Annotated in this window: 16 protein-coding genes; 5 read left to right on the top strand and 11 right to left on the bottom strand. The window is 54.1% G+C overall.

The annotated features are described in order from the left end of the window. Window positions 1–3: 3 nt before the first annotated feature. The 4 genes from OR1_RS17200 to OR1_RS17185 form a co-directional block, all read right to left on the bottom strand. A complete protein-coding gene (locus OR1_RS17200; RefSeq protein ID WP_041973537.1) occupies window positions 4–1449 on the bottom strand; it encodes a cell wall metabolism sensor histidine kinase WalK in 1446 nt (481 codons plus the stop codon). Further along, complete coding sequence (locus OR1_RS17195) at window positions 1450–2124, bottom strand: response regulator transcription factor (protein ID WP_041973534.1); 675 nt, start codon at window positions 2122–2124, stop codon at window positions 1450–1452. It lies immediately after the preceding gene. A 61-nt stretch (window positions 2125–2185) separates the two neighbouring features. Next, a complete protein-coding gene (locus OR1_RS17190; protein WP_041973532.1) occupies window positions 2186–3022 on the bottom strand; it encodes a pyruvate, water dikinase regulatory protein in 837 nt (278 codons plus the stop codon). A gap of 51 nt (window positions 3023–3073) precedes the next feature. Next, the gene (locus OR1_RS17185; RefSeq protein WP_041973530.1) at window positions 3074–4240 is read right to left on the bottom strand and encodes a M20 family metallopeptidase; all 1167 of its coding nucleotides are present in this window, start codon (window positions 4238–4240) and stop codon (window positions 3074–3076) included. Between the two features lie 146 nt (window positions 4241–4386). Here OR1_RS17185 and prmA point away from each other — a divergent pair, with 146 nt between their 5' ends. From prmA to OR1_RS21095, 3 genes are all read left to right on the top strand, one after another. Next, window positions 4387–5328 (top strand): 50S ribosomal protein L11 methyltransferase, encoded by a 942-nt coding sequence (prmA, locus tag OR1_RS17180; RefSeq protein WP_041973528.1) that lies wholly within the window; start codon window positions 4387–4389, stop codon window positions 5326–5328. Further along, window positions 5329–6072, top strand: a complete 744-nt coding sequence (locus OR1_RS17175) for a 16S rRNA (uracil(1498)-N(3))-methyltransferase (RefSeq protein ID WP_041973526.1) — start codon at window positions 5329–5331, stop codon at window positions 6070–6072. Window positions 6073–6186: 114 nt separating this feature from the next. Next, the gene (locus OR1_RS21095; RefSeq protein ID WP_052440589.1) at window positions 6187–7224 is read left to right on the top strand and encodes a hypothetical protein; all 1038 of its coding nucleotides are present in this window, start codon (window positions 6187–6189) and stop codon (window positions 7222–7224) included. A gap of 6 nt (window positions 7225–7230) precedes the next feature. Here the strand turns inward: OR1_RS21095 and OR1_RS17165 are convergent, their stop codons facing one another. From OR1_RS17165 to OR1_RS21770, 7 genes are all read right to left on the bottom strand, one after another. Then, the gene (locus OR1_RS17165) at window positions 7231–8352 is read right to left on the bottom strand and encodes an HRDC domain-containing protein (protein WP_041973525.1); all 1122 of its coding nucleotides are present in this window, start codon (window positions 8350–8352) and stop codon (window positions 7231–7233) included. Continuing rightward, window positions 8352–9422: a cyclic dehypoxanthinyl futalosine synthase gene (mqnC, locus tag OR1_RS17160; RefSeq protein WP_237754339.1), complete on the bottom strand. Its 1071-nt coding sequence runs from the start codon at window positions 9420–9422 to the stop codon at window positions 8352–8354. Before mqnC ends, OR1_RS17165 begins: the two co-directional genes overlap by 1 nt. Window positions 9423–9426: 4 nt before the next feature. After that, window positions 9427–10047, bottom strand: coding sequence for a LysE family translocator (locus OR1_RS17155; RefSeq protein WP_041973523.1), 621 nt, complete (start codon window positions 10045–10047; stop codon window positions 9427–9429). A 61-nt stretch (window positions 10048–10108) separates the two neighbouring features. Then, window positions 10109–11191, bottom strand: a complete 1083-nt coding sequence (mqnE, locus tag OR1_RS17150; protein WP_041973521.1) for an aminofutalosine synthase MqnE — start codon at window positions 11189–11191, stop codon at window positions 10109–10111. After that, window positions 11188–11796 (bottom strand): flavin prenyltransferase UbiX, encoded by a 609-nt coding sequence (locus tag OR1_RS17145; protein ID WP_041973519.1) that lies wholly within the window; start codon window positions 11794–11796, stop codon window positions 11188–11190. The genes mqnE and OR1_RS17145 overlap by 4 nt, the downstream gene beginning before the upstream one ends. Then, window positions 11793–12686 (bottom strand): UbiA-like polyprenyltransferase, encoded by an 894-nt coding sequence (locus OR1_RS17140; protein WP_082003014.1) that lies wholly within the window; start codon window positions 12684–12686, stop codon window positions 11793–11795. The genes OR1_RS17145 and OR1_RS17140 overlap by 4 nt, the downstream gene beginning before the upstream one ends. Further along, window positions 12673–14079: a UbiD family decarboxylase gene (locus OR1_RS21770; protein WP_041973517.1), complete on the bottom strand. Its 1407-nt coding sequence runs from the start codon at window positions 14077–14079 to the stop codon at window positions 12673–12675. Before OR1_RS21770 ends, OR1_RS17140 begins: the two co-directional genes overlap by 14 nt. A gap of 208 nt (window positions 14080–14287) precedes the next feature. Here OR1_RS21770 and OR1_RS17130 point away from each other — a divergent pair, with 208 nt between their 5' ends. Together OR1_RS17130 and OR1_RS17125 are read left to right on the top strand one after the other, a co-directional pair. Further along, window positions 14288–15211 (top strand): diguanylate cyclase, encoded by a 924-nt coding sequence (locus tag OR1_RS17130; RefSeq protein WP_041973515.1) that lies wholly within the window; start codon window positions 14288–14290, stop codon window positions 15209–15211. 50 nt (window positions 15212–15261) lie between these two features. Further along, a complete protein-coding gene (locus OR1_RS17125) occupies window positions 15262–16788 on the top strand; it encodes a hypothetical protein (protein ID WP_041973513.1) in 1527 nt (508 codons plus the stop codon). Window positions 16789–16863: the final 75 nt, after the last annotated feature.

The raw sequence follows: 16863 nt of genomic DNA, 5'->3' as shown, positions 1-16863 counted from the left end.
AAATTATGAAGCTATGAAAGGGCATTCTGCAGGTGCCGGGATGGCTGGTAGATCAACCGTAAAAGTGCTGCCGAGGCCAACATTACTCTCAACATAGACTTTTCCTCCATGGGCTTCGGTCAGTGACTTGACGAGCGACAGCCCCAACCCAGCCCCACCGTCGCGACGATTGCGAGATTGGTCAACCCGGTAAAACCGTTCGAAAATATGGTCGATATCCTCGGCAGGAATCCCGGTGCCGCGATCAACAACTGAAACCCTGGCCCGTCCGGCCTCTGCAACCAGTTCCACCCGGACCGTACTCCCCTCGGGAGAATAGCTGACAGCATTATTGAGCAGATTGAGAAATACCTGGCGGAGCCGCCGCATATCACCCATAATCCAGGCAGAAGCGACACTTTCCAACAAGACGCGGCTCTCCTGTTCAAGGTGCTTCTGCTGCTGATTCAGATCATGGATCAGCGCCTGCAGGAATTCTCCGAGCTCGATCTCCTGCATTTCCAGATGAACTCCCCCCTCCTCCGCCCTGGAGAGATCGAGAAGCGACTCAACGATGTCGGACATCCGCTTGACTTCATCGAGATTGCTCTGAAGGATCTCCTTGAAATCGTCCGGCTCTTTGGCCCACTTGAGACCGACCTCGGTCTCACCGCGGATTATCGTAAGAGGGGTGCGAAGTTCGTGAGAAATATCGACAAAGAAACGTCTGGTCCGGATAAATGACGCTTCCAGACGAGCAAGAGTCGAATTGAATGTCTCGGCCAGCCGGCCGATTTCATCATCAGGATTTAATACTTCAAGACGCTGGCTGAGGTTTTCCGCGGTAATTCTCTGGGCAGTGCGGGTTAACAGATCGACCGGTCGCAAGGCCTGCCCGGCAAGAAACCATCCGCCGCCACTGAGCAGCAGAATTCCCAGCGGAATAGAAATACCGAAAATAACTAGCAGTTTATCGAGAGTTTCCAGCTCGTCCCCGAAAGGAGCTCCAACCTGAACGACCCGGACGAGCTTTTGATCATTGAATACCGGAATCGTAACAATCCGCATGTCCGGCAACCCATTCACCTGGCCGGTCTCATGAATGCTCTCTCCGGCGACGGCCTTGCGATACGTGCTGCGTGACAGCAGAAACCGCTGATTGTTGAGGTTTTTGGAGGCTGCGGCCACAGTACCGTCAGCCTCCAAAAGCTGGACATATTTACCGTTTATCTTGGTTCCGAAGAAATCTTCAAGCACCTGGTCGAACACTGAAGGAGCCGCACGGCGAAAGGGCTCCATGGTCGGGCTGGCTAAGGCTTCCGCGATTTTGTTCAACTCACGGTCGATCTGTTTATAGATGCCTGCCCGGATGGTCAGATAGACAAAACTGCTGAACACCAGCATTATCACAGCCAGCGTAAGAGCATACCAGAGTGTCAAAGAAAAGCGGATTGAGCGACGAAGCTGCAATCAATCCTCCTCTTTCAGGATGTAACCAACCCCCCGCACAGTGTGTATCAGCTTCTTGTCAGCATCGCGGTCAATCTTCTTCCGCAGGTAATTCACATAGACATCGATAATATTGGTAAAACTGTCAAAAGTATAATCCCAGACGTGATCGGCAATCATGGTCCGGGTTAGAACCTGGTTCGGATTGCGCATGAAGTATTCGAGAAGGGCATACTCTTTGGCAGTAAGATCGATCTCCTTGTCATTACGCCAGACTTTATGGGTTACCGGATCAATCCTCAGATCCGCAAAACGCAGTTCCGCACCCCGGTCCATTTCACTGCGACGCAGCAGCGCTCTTACCCTGGCAAGCAATTCGGCAAAAGCAAAAGGCTTGGTCAGATAGTCGTCGGAACCGGAATCAAGTCCGGCAACAATGTCCTCAACCGTATCCTTGGCAGTCAGCATGAGAACCGGGGTTGATTTCTTCTGCGCCCTGAGTTCCTTGAGGACCGACAAACCGTCCTGCTTGGGCAGCATCCAGTCCAGGATCACCACTTCATAAGGCCTTTCCACCGCCAGCTTCAACCCTTCCTCTCCGTCAAAAGCTGTATCCACCTCGTACTTCTCTTCCTCAAGGCCCCGTTTGATAAAACTCGAAACTTTTTTCTCATCCTCAACCACTAGAATTCTCATGTTAGTACCTCTCGTCGCGTTTGATATAGTGAAACAAAAACCAAAGCTGCCGGCATCAATGTCACGCTGCCACACCATCATTGACGCGTTTCAGTATTTCCGCAGCTGATTCCTCCACAGACTTGTTGGTAACATCAATAACCTGCCACTGCGGATTCCGGCGATAAATCCGGCGGCACCACTCCAGTTCATCCTCGACAACCTCATAATCCGCATAGCTACCTCTTGGATTTTGCCGCAGATTTCTGAGCCGGGCGGAACGAAGCTCAACCAGTCTTTTGGCATCTATCAAAAGGCCAACCACCTTCTTCTGGTCGATCTCAAACAGCTCACGTGGAGGCTCAATCCCTTTCACCAGCGGAACGTTTGCAACCTTGTATCCCTTGTGGGCAAGATAAATGGACAGAGGGGTCTTTGAAGTTCTCGATACCCCTACCAGTACCATGTCGGCGCGATAGAGATGACGAAGTTCCTGACCGTCGTCCTGCTTAACAGTGAAATTTACCGCTTCTACCCGCTTGAAGTACTCGGTATCGACCTGATGGAGCAAGCCCGGCTCTTCTCGCGGTGCCCGGCCCAGCAGATCGGAGAGTTTGTACAGCAATGGGCTGATGAGATCGATGGCATCGAGGCCATAATGCTCCACCTCGTTGCGCAGGTACTCAGCCAGGTCAGGGTTGACCAGCGTGTAAATTATCAGTCCAGGCGTTCCTTTGGGACCGGCCAGTGCGTCATCGATATCGGAACGGCTTCTTAATCCGCTCAATCGGTGCAGCCGTGAATTCCCCCCCTGGAACTGGGAAAGAGCCGCACGAACCACACGTTCAACCGTCTCTCCGGTTGAATCGGAAAGTAAATACAGATGCTGGATCAATTCTTCGTTTAAGTGCTTAATCATTAGCATGTCTCATTAACAATATCATGGATTGGAATTTCAGCAAATTTTTTGTCAACTATTCCGGAACTCTTCAGTAATCCTCTGGCGGCATTCCGGATCGCATGCCAGCTCAACTGCAGCCATCGCTAGTGCACATGCACCCTCGAGCACGGCCTGATCTCCCTTGGGCGAAACCGAGGCTTCGGCAAAGGTGTTGCTGTGAATGTTTATCCCTAAACCTATCGGCACATGAGGATGAATGGTCGGCACTATCTGGGAGACATTGCCGATATCGGAAGAACCGCAGTTCCGGTCAACCGGAACCTCATCCACCTGCAGTCCGAGAGCCTGCAACTGTATAGCATACAGCTCGGAGAAAGCCGCATTGATCCTGAAAGGCGCCATTATCCGCGGATCTTCCACAACTTCAACTTCGCAGCCTGCAGCGGTTGCAGCCCCCTGAGCGCAGGCAATAACACGCTTGACCGTTTGATGGACCCGGTCCAGATCCATGGCGCGGACATAAAAACTGCACGCGGCGCGGGCCGGGATGATATTCGGGGCAGTCCCGCCTTCGGTAATAATCCCGTGGATTCTTACATCCTGAGCTGTTTGCTGTCTGAGGGCATTTATTGCGTTAAACGTCTGGATAACCGCATCCAAAGCGTTGATCCCCTCTTCAGGATAAGCAGAGGCGTGCGCCGGTCGCCCGAAAAATATAAACTTCAACCGGGCCAGCCCCAGATACGCCTTCGTGATGTAACGCCGTGATGACGGATGAACCATCATCGCAAAATCAATCCGGTCGAAGTAGCCGGCCTTGATCAGCTCGATTTTCCCAATTCCCTGCTCTTCTGCCGGAGTGCCCAAGACCGTCAGCCTGATGTCCTCATTCGACAAAACTGCACGCAAGCCGGTTGCCGCGCCCAGTGCAGCTGCAGCAATAATATTATGTCCGCAAGCGTGTCCGAGTTCAGGCAATGCGTCCATTTCCGCCAGGATTGCGATTGAAGGGCCGGTGTCGCCACGAGACGCCATGAAAGCGGTTTCCATCCCGGCCAATCCGTATTGCACCCTGAAGCCTTCACGCTTCAGGAATTTACACAATAATTCCGATGAGCGGTGTTCCTGCAATCCCGTCTCTGGATGCTTAAAAAGTTCGTGCGATATTGCTATGAAATCTTGCTCTCGCGACCGTATGACTTTGACTACAGCATCTTTGAGCGAAGCAACGTCCACTCAATCACCCCGGTTTATAAAAAATTTATTTTAATGAATTACACTGCAAGCCCCTCTTTGTCAAGGGAATTTCATTGACCAATACTGTTTCGTTCTGCTAGGTTAGCTCCAGCCGGACCATCTTATTGCTGCAGGAGGATCTTTACATGTCTGATGGTTGGGTGGAGGTTGCCTTTCAAATTCCCGCCGGTCTGGCGGATCAGCTCTCAGAAGAACTCTTTGCGCTTACCGGCAACGGCGTGTGCATAGACAATCAAACCCTTGATACCTTCTCTATTGACGCTCTCACCGAACCGGATGTCGTTACAATCCACTCTTATTTTCCTGATACCCCGGAATTCCCCCGGCTGCTCGCAGAATCCGAACGCCTGGTTGCAGCACTCTGCTCAAATCACCCGGAATTCGAGCAGACACCGCCCCAGGTAAAACCGGTCTGCCGGGAAGACTGGGCAACCAGCTGGAAACAGCATTTTCATCCAAGCCCGATCGGGAAGCGACTGCTGCTGAAACCCTCCTGGGAGGAGTCTGACGAGTTCGGAGACAGGCTTGTCATAGAGATTGATCCGGGGATGGCTTTCGGCACCGGCACCCATGCCACGACACGCCTCTGCCTTGAGACAATTGAAAGGATTTTGGCGCATCTCCCGCCTTATGACGCGCCTCTGCCGAATAACCCGCCGACAATTCTCGACGTGGGTACCGGCTCGGGCGTCCTTGCCATAGCAGCACGCAAACTGGGTGCCGGTAGAATTGTCGCGCTGGACATCGATCCGGAGGCGATCCGGGTAGCAATGGAAAACCTCGGCAATAACGGCATTACAGAAGATATCGAAGTAGCGACAACGCCTCTGGACCGAATCGACGGCTCTTTCGCCGTAATACTGGCAAACATCCTTGCTGAAGACCTGATCAGGATGGCCCCGGAGCTTGTTGCCCATCTTCTGCCAGGAGGAATCATTGTCCTGTCCGGCATACTTACAGAGCGGGAAGAACGGGTTACGGATGCCTACCTTGATTGTGGGCTCAGTCAGTTGGAAATCACCCGGCAGGACGAATGGTGCTGCCTTTCATTCATTCGGAACCGTTGAATGCGCAGATTCCTCGTAGCCACAGAGCTTGTTCCAGGCGAATCCTTAACCATCGATGGTGAACTGTACCGGCACATGGTACGGGTACTCCGCCTTCACCCAGAAGACCTGGTGATATTATGCGATGTTGTTGGAGCGGAATTTACCGCTGTCATCCGCCGGATCGACAGCCGCAGCCTCATCCTTGATATTCTTGACCGACACTCCATCTCCATTGACCGCCAGGGGATTCCCGCCATGACCCTGGTCCAGGGACTCCCCAGAAGCGATAAATTCGACCTGATAATTCAGAAGGCCACGGAACTCGGGGTGCATTCCATCATCGCCTTCCCATCGTCCCGCTCGGTAGTCAAGATCCCTAAAGCCCAACTAGCAACCAAGATCACCAGATGGAATAAAATCGCATCAGAAGCTTCAAGACAGTCAGAACGCACCACCGTACCGGCCGTTACTTATGCCGAAACTTTGGAAGCCGCATTGCAGGGTGCGGGTCAGTCTGTTAAACTTTTGCTATTCGAGCGCGAGCAGACGAACCGCCTGCGTGAAACCCTGGCAGGTATCGACCGGCCGGATAAGGTAACCATACTGGCAGGACCGGAAGGCGGATTTTCCGAGACAGAGGTTTCTTCGGCCCGCTCAAACGGTTGCGTGACGGTATCACTGGGCCCCAGAATTTTGAGGACGGAAACGGCTGGCATAGCCATGCTGGCGATACTTCAGTATCAATGGGGAGATATTGGTTGAGCAACTATCGGTAAAGCTTCGCGGTTACCTGCCGAAAAGTAGGGTAACGCCCGAGAATCCGCCCAGACAGGATTCAACGTCGCGAAAAGCTTTCTGCCGCAAAGGAGTGAAACGATGAAGTGCCCCAAATGCGGATACAATAGTTTCGAGTACCTGGACAGCTGCAAAAAATGCGGCAATTCCCTCGCCACCTTCAAGGAATCGCTCGGGATAAAAACGCTGGTGCTTCCGGCAGGAATAACTGCGGTAGCTTCGGCTACCCTGTCTGCCGAGGCTGAACAGCAAGTACCCGCAAGCAGCGGGGACGATATCTTCCAGTGGGACACGACATCTCCGCCCGCTCCGCCTACTCCACCCGCTTCAGATGGCCCAAGCAGCGACGATTTCGAGATCAACTTCGGAGAAGAGCCCGGCCAAGAGCCGCAGCAAAACTCAGACCCGTTCTCCTTTGATGAACAACTTCCCGAGGAAACTTCAGAAAAGCAGGGAGCTACGACAAAGGACCTCCTGGAAGAACTCTCGTTACATCTTCCGGACCGGCAGCAGGCCCCCACGCCACCACCTCAACCTGAAGAGCAGGCGGCAAGTCTGAATATAACAACCGATGCCTTCGGCGACTTTTCGTTGGATCTTCCCACAGAACAACAGCAGGAGATCGCACTGCCGGATGAAAGCATCCCTTCCTTCGCTACAGAACAAACGGATGACCAGGATTCGTCGGCCGGCGTTTTCGGCGAATTCGCTTTCGATCTCTCAGAGCAGCAGCCTGTGTTGCCTCAAGAAACCGGGCCGGCTGAAGTTCCAGCCAGTCAGGATGCAGCGGACAACATTTTCGGCGAATTCGCCTTTGATGACAACGTCGCTGATCAGCCTGCCGATGCTTTTGACCGGAGTGAGGGGAGCAGTGAGGCTCTGGCTGATGCAGAATTTCCATTCGATCCATTCAGTGACCTGGACGGGGGGGATACCACAGGAAAGGGAGAGCCGCAACTGGCAGGCACCGCCGGGGAGTTCGATCTGGAGGGTTTTTTAATGGATCTTCCGGAGCCGCAGCAGTCGGGAACTGCCAACAACGTTGACCAGAAATCCCCCCAACTTACCGGCAGTGAGTTCGATGCACTGTTCGGTGAACCGGATGAAAAGAAAAAATAGGAGTGACTAATCTCCCAATACTGCCGCAAGCTCACTGCCGAATGCACTTATCTGCCACTGCTTGAGATTGTCCATTAGCGCCTTTTGGTCACCATTATTGTGCCGCTCGGCAAGTATTTCCAGCAACGCATTGTTGGCAATGAGCCCGGGGGCCAAACCGCTCTTGACCGCTTTTTCCTCACGCCACGATTTTAACTTCTTTAGTCTTTCATCCTGGGCAGCAGTTCTCTTCCGTCGGGGAGAAAAAGGATATGCCGGCAGCTGTTCGGGCGGCACGGCAACCCCCTCCTGAATTGCCTTCATGAGCTGCTCGCAGTATCGCTGAATCAGCCGGGGCGACAAGCCGGCTATCCCTTCCATTTCCGCCAACGTAGCCGGCTTTCGCTCGGCCAATCCCTTGATGGACTCGTTTCCCAGGACCTTGAACAGCGGCAGGTCCCGCCGCTCAGCCTCAATCTCCCTGAATCTGAGCAGCTTCTCCAGAACCGCCAGCGTTGCCGGAGACATCTTCGCTGCCCCCTTGAACCTCAAGAACAACGGCTCGTCACCGCGCTCAGCACTTCTGACGTGGGAGAGCAGTTCACATTCTTCCTTAACCCATTCGAGCCGACCGATGTCGAGCAGTTCGCGGGAAAGCTGCTCATAGAGCGGAATCAAAAGGGTGGTATCCTTTATCGCGTAATCCAGCATCTCCTGTGAAATCGGCCGGCGGCTCCAGTCAGCCTGCTGAAACCTCTTGTCCAGTTCGGCACCAAATCGCTTTCGCAACACTGCCGCAAGCCCGAACTCGTTTTCACCGAGAAACTGGCTCGCAATCATGGTGTCGAACAGATTGTTGATCTCAATGCCGAAATCGCGATACAGAGACCGCACATCATAATCAGCCCCGTGAAATATCTTGCAGGTAAGATGATCGGCAAAAATCGGCTTCAGTTCCGACAGGTCCCGACAGGCCAGAGGGTCAATGATATAACAAGAAGTCGGCGAAGATATCTGCACCAGACAGACTTTTTCCCGGTAATGGTGCATGGAATCGGCCTCGATGTCGCATGCCAGCAACGGCTCCCCCTCAAGGCGCCTTACCGCTGCAGCGAGCCCGGCAGACGTGGCAATAAATTCAAATCCCATCAATACTCCTTCACGATATTGTACAGGGTTGTCCGCTGAGCAGCACGGAACCCGGCGCCATGAATCAGCTCCACCATCTCGGCCATGCTCATCCGGAAATGGCACCCGGCAGCGGCAACCACATTCTCTTCCAGCATGGTCCCCCCAAGGTCGTTGGCCCCGAAAAACAAGGCCACCTGGGCCATTTTCGCCCCCTGGGTCACCCAACTTGCCTGAATATTGGGGACATTGTCCAAAACTATGCGCGACAAGGCCAGAACCTTGAGATATTCGACACCGGTAGCGGATTTGCCACCGAGTTCAGTGTTCCCGGACTGATAGGTCCAGGGGATGAACGCGGTAAAACTCCCCCCGTCCATCTGGAGTTCGCGCACCCGATAGATATGTTCGACGATATCAGCCGGGCTCTCGGTGCTGCCAAACATCATGGTCGCGGTGGTAGGCATCCCCAGCCGAGCTGCTTCATGCATCACGGCGGCCCACCCCTCCCAGCCGATTTTTTTCGGCGAGATCTCCCGGCGAATCCGGTCGACCAGAATTTCCGCCCCACCACCGGGGACCGAGTCCAGCCCAGCCTCCTTCAGGCGGCGCAACGCTTCCGTGACTGTCAGCCTGGAAACCTGGGCAATCTGGGTAATTTCGGCAGGAGACAGGGAGTGGTTCTGAACTTGCGGGAATCTGGCCTTGATCGCCTGAAAAAGTCTCTCGAACCACTCGATTCCGAGTGCCGGATGGAGCCCGCCCTGCATCAAGAGCTGGGTCCCACCAACAGCAACCAGTTCCTCGATCTTCTCGAATATCTCCTCTTCTGCCAGCACAAAGGCATCCGGAGCTGCTTCGTCCCGATAAAAGGCGCAGAAGCGGCATTTTGATTCGCAGATGTTGGTATAGTTGATGTTACGGTCCACAACGAACGTTACAAGATTTTCCGGGTGTCTCCGCCTCCGGATCGAATCCGCGAGCTTCCCGAGTTGCAACAGGTCACCGTCGATCAGCAGCTTCAAGGCATCCTCGCGATTGGGGTGGTATCCCTGCCCGATCTTCTCAACCATTGTCTCTATCGACTTCATATTCCTACCTTTGCACAAAGGCGAGTCTCACCCCCAAGGAGGCAAAGATTGCCGCGGCAAGCCATGAAAAGCACCGGCCGGCCTGAGGGCGCTTCAGTATCCAGTTGCCGAGGCTCCCGGAACAGAAACCGATGGCGGTAAATATGACCAGCGCCTGCACCATGAATATTGCGCCGAGAAGAAGCATCTGCACAGGGATACTCCCGGCCTCGCGGCTGGTGAACTGCGGGAGAAAGGCGAGAAAAAACAGCGCCACCTTGGGGTTCAGAACATTCATGATAAAGCCGCGGCGAAAGAGTGCCACCCACGAACCTGCTCCTGCTTCGGAAAGCCTGAGCGGGCCGTGCTCACTTAGCGCCTGCCAAGCCAGATAGAGCAGATAGGCGGCGCCGGCAAACTTTACCGCCTGGAACGCCAGGGCAGATGAGTAGAAAACCGCCGATATTCCTGCGGCAGCCGCCACGGTATGCACCGTCAGGCCGCTGCACATTCCCCACGCGGTAACTATGGCAGCCTTTCTGCCCCGGCTGACTCCCTGGGTCACGACGAAGACATTGTCCGGCCCAGGCGCAACCGTCAAAGCAATTGATGCCCCGAGAAACATGAAGATGGTTGAAAGCGTCATCTATCGATCCGATCAAGCAGGGCAAATGCCGCGGCATTGTCCCGCAAAATTGCCGTTACTCTCAGTAAACTCTCAATTCATTGTACAATGTGTCCCGCTCGACCGGAATCCGGCCGGCCTTACGGATCATGGTGACGATATCGTCCTTTGTCATCGATTGCGGTGAACCGGCCCCGGCGTCGTGGCCGATCTTCTCCTCCACCACGGTGCCGTCCAGGTCGTTCACACCGAAACAGATGGAGGTCTGGGCGATCTTTTCGCCCAGCATGACCCAATACGCCTTGATATTGGCAAAATTATCCAGGTACAGCCTCGCTATTGCCAGGGTCATGAGATCATCAACGCCGCCGCTCATCGGGTTCTTCAGATGGCCGAGCGGATTGTTCTCCTTCTGAAACGCCAGCGGGATGAAGACCTGAAACCCTCCGGTCTCGTCCTGCAGCTCCCGCAGCCTCCGCATATGGTCCACCCGGTCCGCATACGACTCCACATGCCCATACAGCATGGTGGCATTGGATTTGAGCCCAGCACAATGCACAGCTCTCATGATCTTCAGCCATTGCTCCCCGGAAATCTTCTCCGGACAGAGCCGGTCCCGGATCTCCTGCCTGAAAATCTCGGCACCGCCGCCCGGCAGTGATCCTAAACCCGCTTCCTTCAGTTCGGCAAGGGTTTCGGGTATCGACAGCCCGGAGATTTTCGCCAGGTAATCGATCTCCACTGCTGTGAAGGCCTTGATATGCAGGGCTGGGGAGACGCCCCGCACAGTCCTCAGCATCTCCAGATAAAAATCGAAGGGTAGATCCGGATGGAGCCCACCGACGATATGGATCTCGGTAGCCCCCTGCTCTGCCGCCTCAATAGCCCGGTTGCGGATCTCGTCCAGATCGTAGCAGTATGCCCCCGGTTCGTCGGTAGTTTTGGAAAAAGCGCAAAACTTACACTGATTGACGCAGATGTTTGTGTGATTGATATGGCGGTTGACGTTAAAAAAAACCCTGCGGCCGTTTTTCCGCGCATTGGCAACTGCGGCCAGTTCACCCACGGCCAGGAGATCACGGCTTTCAAAGAGCGACAGGGCGTCTGCATCCGTGATCCGCTCAGCGGCAGCAATCTTCTTCCGTACGGTTTCCAGGCTGCTCAACGCCCTCCCCACCTTTCATACAGATCATGTTCAATCCCCAGGACGTCCAGCACCTTTCCCACAACAAAAGCGACCATATCATCGACCGTCTGCGGATTGCCGTAAAATCCGGGCATGGCGGGGATGATCCTTACCCCTGCCTGAGCCAGCCTCAGCATATTCTCCAGGTGAATTACGGAAAGCGGGGTCTCGCGAGGGACCATGAGCAACGGACGGCGCTCTTTGATCATGACATCGGCGGCACGCTCCAGGAGGTTTCCCGATATCCCTGCACTAACCCTGGCCACAGTACCCATTGAACATGGGGCGAAAACCATGGCGTCAGGCGCTGCGGAACCGCTGGCAATGGCAGCATGGAAGTCGTCGTCAGCATAATACCGGAGCCGTTCGGCATCGACATTAAAATGCCTCCTGAGCCTTACGGTCACAAGATCCGCATTTCCAGACCAGTCCAGGCGCTGCTCTTCCTTCAGCACTGCAAATCCTGCCCGGCTGATCAGGACCTCCAGGTTGTGACCTGCCGCGAGCAGCTCACGGATAAGAAGCAGGCCGTAAATTGCCCCTGAAGCGCCGGTAATTGCGACGATGATCCTTTTTCCGCTCATAGTGCCGCCTTGTTGACGCAAATTTCCAAAAGAGTGGCGATAAATATAATAATGCTGATGTAGCCGTTCATGGTGAAAAAGGCCAAATCCAGCCTTGCCAAATTGCCGTTTCTGAGCAGCCAGTGCTCATATAGAAGCAGTAGCGAGGAGAGGACGACCCCGGCAAGGAAAAACACCCCCAGATGCAGCTCGACAAGAAGCCAGATCAGCAGCACCACCATGAGCAGCGACAACAGGCGCGCCAGGTAGAGTGACCCTTTTACCCCCAGTCTTACCGGTATGGAATGGAGCCCTGCCCCCCGGTCGAATTCCAGATCCTGCAAGGCATACAGGATGTCGAAACCGGCAACCCAGAACAGCACCGCCAGCCCCAGCAACAGTGCCGGCAGTTCAATGGTACCGCGAATGGCAACCCATGCCCCGACCGGCGCAGCACCGAGGCAGAGACCGAGAACAACGTGTGCCATCGAGGTAAAGCGCTTGCAGTACGAATAGAGCACGAGGAAAAACAGGGCCACTGGAGCAAGCTTAAGGCAGAGCGGGTTGAGCCGTGCCGCCGCATACAACAGCAGCAATATGGACAAAAGGATAAATGCGACGACAGTCCCTTTGCCGAGCAGACCGGCGGGTATCGCGCGTCCGGCGGTACGCGGGTTTCTGGCGTCGATTTCGGCATCTATCACCCGGTTCAGCCCCATGGCGGCAGTTCTTGCACCAACCATTGCCATGACAATCCAGAACAGCTGGGCCAACGACGGAATTCCCCGCGCCGCCAGAAGTGCCCCGGTAAGGGCAAACGGCAGGGCAAACACCGTATGGGAGAACTTGATCATCTCCAAAAATATCTTTAACCGCGTAAAAAGGCCGCGGCTTGTCTCATCTGCCGTCATTAAAGCCATACTCCTGCCATCGCATTGTCACCAGACACTCGGTATCCGGGTCTCCTTGCAGGGCCACCCTGGAATCGCCGGGTTTGCGGGTCGCATCGACCGTCAGCCGTTTTCCGTCGATAATCAGGTCGTCCTGCCAGACCGTATTGTTCAGCATCCGCCAGTAAACACCTCCGACATCGACAGGGTCCTGGTCTTCGTCCACCAGCACCAGCAACCGCGCCTCCGCAAGCCACTTAATCCCCCGGATCTGCTGCAGCAAAGTTTCTCTGCCGCCGGCTGCGGCCTTGTCCACGGCCAGGACCGTTGCCCCGTGGAATGTTCCGGCAATCGGCCTGTGTAAGGCGCGGATCGCAGGAAGGTCCTGCTGCAGCAGCGGCAGCAGCAGCCTGCAGGCCGCCTCGGCGAGCATGCAGTCCTCCATCGGCGGCCGGCCGACAACAGTGAACGGCAGGATCATCTCCCGGCGATGGGTTATGGCTGTGACCCTTACCAGCGGATAGAACCCTGAAGGGTTATAGTATCCCGTATGATTGCCAAAGGCGCCATCTGCGGCACTCTCCCCCGGCTCGATGAACCCTTCTATCACCAGCTCCGCACCAGCCGGGACAAGCAAGTCGCTGGCCGGACATTTTACGGCAGCTACCGGTTCACCCAGGAGCAAACCGGCAAAGGTGAACTCGTCAACCCCTTCCGGCAATGGCAGCATGGCGGCAAAAGCAAGAGCAGGCGGGCCGCCGAGTGCAATCGCTACCGGCATCGGCCGGCCATCCAACCGCCACGCCTCTGCGTGGAGCGCACCGCCGCTTTCAGGCGACCAGTGGATTGCCAGCCGGTCCGGCCCGAGAACCGCTGCCCGGTACATGCCGCAGTTTTGAGTGGCGTCTGCCGGGTCGCGGGTTATGACCAGTGGCAGGGTCAGGAACCGGCCTTCATGTGCCGGTTCACCGTCACTGGGCCAGCATTTCGGTATCGGCAGCAATGTGAGGTCCGGCGGCTCAATCCTCAGCTCTTGGCAGGGAGCATTCTGTTGTATCTGCGGCCGGAACCTGCTGGCAGAGCTACCACTGGAAAGAGAGCTGAGTTTTTCGGCCGCGGTCCTGCCCGGCACCCCTTCGATCAGCCGCCCAATAATTTCCGAAAGCTGACCCAGTTTTGCCAGACTCAAAGCCGCTGCCATCCGCTTTTTCGAGCCGAAGAGGTTGGCAGCGGCACCAAACCCCGACCCTTTAACCCTGCTGAAAAGCAAGGCCGGCCCGCCAGAGTCGATCTTACTGACCCTGGCGCTGATAGCAGCCATCTCGAGAATGGGGTCAACCTCGACTGTCACCCGATGCAGTTCCCCAAGCTCTTCGATGCGGCGGAGAAAATCCCTCAAATCTCTGATTGCCATATCAATGATTCTCTTTGTTCAGCCGAACAATCATTACCACTTACATACCTTGATGACAATATTTTTGTCCTTGTTTAGGCCCAGTTCAAGCATCCTCAAGCCAGACAATCCTCCGGTAAAGCTTCTCCATCTTGACATCCGTATGCTCTCTGGCAATATCAAATCGACAAAGTAACGGTTTTATCCATACTCTTTAAAAGGAAATGATATGTCATCAAGTGCTCTAATTATCGATGACTCTTCGACCGAACTCAGCAAAATCAGATCGATCCTGGAACCAAGCAACCTGTTTGACAAGATATTGATGGCTCACGATGGCATTGAGGGGTTTAAAGCTCTCGTAAACGAGCCGGTTGACCTGATTATTTGTGATCTGATAATGCCGAATATGGATGGCATAAAATTTTTAGAGCTGGTTGGCACGCAGGATGGGCTCAAAGACATCCCGATTATCATGCTGACGTCAAGAGATGAAAAAAAATTCAAGATCAAAGGACTGGAGCATGGCGCATCCGACTATCTGACCAAGCCGTTCGACAACGAAGAGCTTGTTGCCCGGGTAAAAGTTCAGTTAAAACTCAAACATCAGCAGGACGATCTCAGGCAATCGAACAAAATACTGACCGAACTTACCACCCGCGATCCCTTGACTCAGTTTCACAACAGGCGCTCCATGGTCGAAATTCTGGAGCGGGAACTGCAGAGATGCGACAGAAAGGGCTCCCAGCTTTCCATCGCCATGTTCGACATCGACCATTTCAAGCTGGTTAACGACGAATTCGGCCATCAGGCCGGAGATACGGTTCTGGTTGCGATTGCGGAATTGACCAGATCTAGACTGCGCGGTTACGACCTGGTGGCAAGGTACGGAGGTGAAGAGTTTGTCCTGATACTTCCCGACACCCCTCACGAAGGGGCAATCCTGGTGGCCGAGAGATTACGCGCCCGGATCGAAAAGCTGAGATTCGAAGGGGAGCTGTCAAACCTCGGCGTATCGATCAGTCTTGGTGTAGCCTCGTTCCCATTCGAAGACATAGATTCAGTAGAGAGTCTGATCAAAGCGGCCGACTCGGCACTTTACGTCGCAAAACGGGAAGGCCGCAACCGGGTAGTTTCCGCACAGAGAACATAGCGGAGAAACTACTGTTGACGACCAATCTTGGAGCTGATAGAAGTCTTGTCATGCTCAAACCCAATCACTCCACCTCACCTGCTCCGATCCCAACTGGCATAAATTATATTTCGATTTTAGTCTGGACGCTGGTTTATCTGTGCGTTATCGGCTGTATCCAGCTTTACTCTTCATATCCCTACGACACTGATACTGCATACCATGCCGCAGTCGGTGGCCTGATCCGCAAATTCGGACTGCTTCATTCTTTTCCATGGACTACATTCAGTATAATGTCCGACCGGTATGCGGACAAAGAGTTGCTGTTCCATCTGCTCTTTGCACCTCTTTCCGGACTGGATTACGTGACTGCTTCTCGAATAGTCGGGACGGTCGGCGGGACCGGTGTGCTCCTGGCGATATACCTGATCCTTCAACGAGAAGGGGTCCGTTATGCCGGGATTTGGGCGCTTTTGCCACTGACAGCATCGGGATTCTATGTCTATCGGATAGCACTTGTAAGACCTCACCTGCTTTCAATCACTCTTGCCCTGCTGCTGCTCTGGGCCGTTGTACGATGCAGGCTTTGGACCATTACGATAATATCCATCATCTACCCTTGGGCGTATGTGGCATTTTGGCAGATTCCACTATTGATCCTTATTGTTGCCACGACCGCGCGGATAATTGGGAAGGAACGGTTTCGCTGGGAACCTATTGCAGCAGTTGCAGCCGGGATTATTATTGGTGCCGGACTCCACCCCAATACGATGAATCTGTTGCATCTTAACTGGGCTCAGATGTCGGTTCTGAAAAACTCATGGCAGATGAAGCAGGGGTTTGACCTTGGGAGGGAGTTTTCCCCGCCCACCTACGATGCATGGATCGCCCATCTCCTCCCGCTGGTGCTTGCGACGGTCATCAGCATTGCCGTCGCCTTGTACAAACGGCCCAGAAGCATTGTTCAGATTGCCTTTATACTTGGCTCTATCGTGTTTTGTATCCTTACTGCGCGGACTATCCGCTTTATCGAATACTTTGTCCCGTTTGCTGCAGTTTCGCTGGCATTTGCTTCGCAGCATCTGTCCTTCAAATATTTCACCCATTCGACCCTGATCGTTACCCTTGTCTACACAATTATGTTTGGGCGCGATGAAATTATCAGGCTGTCGCGAAGAGCGGATGACATGCCGGCCAACGTTGGCAATGCATTACGGCAGCTCGTGCCCCCGGAAGTGCAAATTTTTACCCCCGACTGGCAATGTACGGGAACGTTTATGCTGACTCTTCCGGGCAGGCGTTTCATTGTGGCGCTCGATCCAACGTTTTTTTATTTGAAAGATCCGGCGCTTTACAGAATATGGTATCGTGTTTCCCGAGAAGCTCCTGCCGATACGGTCGACATCATACGAGAAAGATTCGGGGCAAGATATGTCCTGTTCAACTACATTGCTTTCAAGGAAACATTCGGCCCACTTTTCAACCGTCTCTCAACAGAGGCACGAGTAAAAACTTTATTCAGAAAAGACGGGCTGGTTCTTTTTGACCTTGGGGATGCCAAATTCCCTTCTTCCAGCCCTCCTTTGCTCCCCAACTGAGCTGCCACTGACTCTTCTTCACAAAAATTGCTATTAGAATGCTTGACTTGTCAGTCAGGCATTGGATATTTAGTT

Origin of the sequence: Geobacter sp. OR-1 (assembly GCF_000813145.1) — a bacterium.
In the GTDB taxonomy this organism is placed as follows: Bacteria; Desulfobacterota; Desulfuromonadia; order Geobacterales; family DSM-12255; genus Geoanaerobacter.
This window is presented reverse-complemented; position numbering and strand designations above follow the sequence as displayed.

Bases quoted from the DNA above. Each gene is read 5' to 3' on its own strand.
- OR1_RS17125 (WP_041973513.1), top strand. From the start codon at position 15,262: ATGCTCAAACCCAATCACTCCACCTCACCTGCTCCGATCCCAACTGGC.
- OR1_RS21095 (WP_052440589.1), top strand. From the start codon at position 6,187: ATGAAGTGCCCCAAATGCGGATACAATAGTTTCGAGTACCTGGACAGC.
- OR1_RS17175 (WP_041973526.1), top strand. From the start codon at position 5,329: ATGCGCAGATTCCTCGTAGCCACAGAGCTTGTTCCAGGCGAATCCTTA.
- OR1_RS17155 (WP_041973523.1), bottom strand. From the start codon at position 10,047: ATGACGCTTTCAACCATCTTCATGTTTCTCGGGGCATCAATTGCTTTG.
- mqnC (WP_237754339.1), bottom strand. From the start codon at position 9,422: ATGAAGTCGATAGAGACAATGGTTGAGAAGATCGGGCAGGGATACCAC.
- OR1_RS17145 (WP_041973519.1), bottom strand. From the start codon at position 11,796: ATGAGCGGAAAAAGGATCATCGTCGCAATTACCGGCGCTTCAGGGGCA.
- OR1_RS17140 (WP_082003014.1), bottom strand. From the start codon at position 12,686: ATGACGGCAGATGAGACAAGCCGCGGCCTTTTTACGCGGTTAAAGATA.
- OR1_RS17130 (WP_041973515.1), top strand. From the start codon at position 14,288: ATGTCATCAAGTGCTCTAATTATCGATGACTCTTCGACCGAACTCAGC.
- OR1_RS17195 (WP_041973534.1), bottom strand. From the start codon at position 2,124: ATGAGAATTCTAGTGGTTGAGGATGAGAAAAAAGTTTCGAGTTTTATC.
- OR1_RS21770 (WP_041973517.1), bottom strand. From the start codon at position 14,079: ATGGCAATCAGAGATTTGAGGGATTTTCTCCGCCGCATCGAAGAGCTT.
- OR1_RS17190 (WP_041973532.1), bottom strand. From the start codon at position 3,022: ATGATTAAGCACTTAAACGAAGAATTGATCCAGCATCTGTATTTACTT.
- prmA (WP_041973528.1), top strand. From the start codon at position 4,387: ATGTCTGATGGTTGGGTGGAGGTTGCCTTTCAAATTCCCGCCGGTCTG.
- OR1_RS17165 (WP_041973525.1), bottom strand. From the start codon at position 8,352: ATGGGATTTGAATTTATTGCCACGTCTGCCGGGCTCGCTGCAGCGGTA.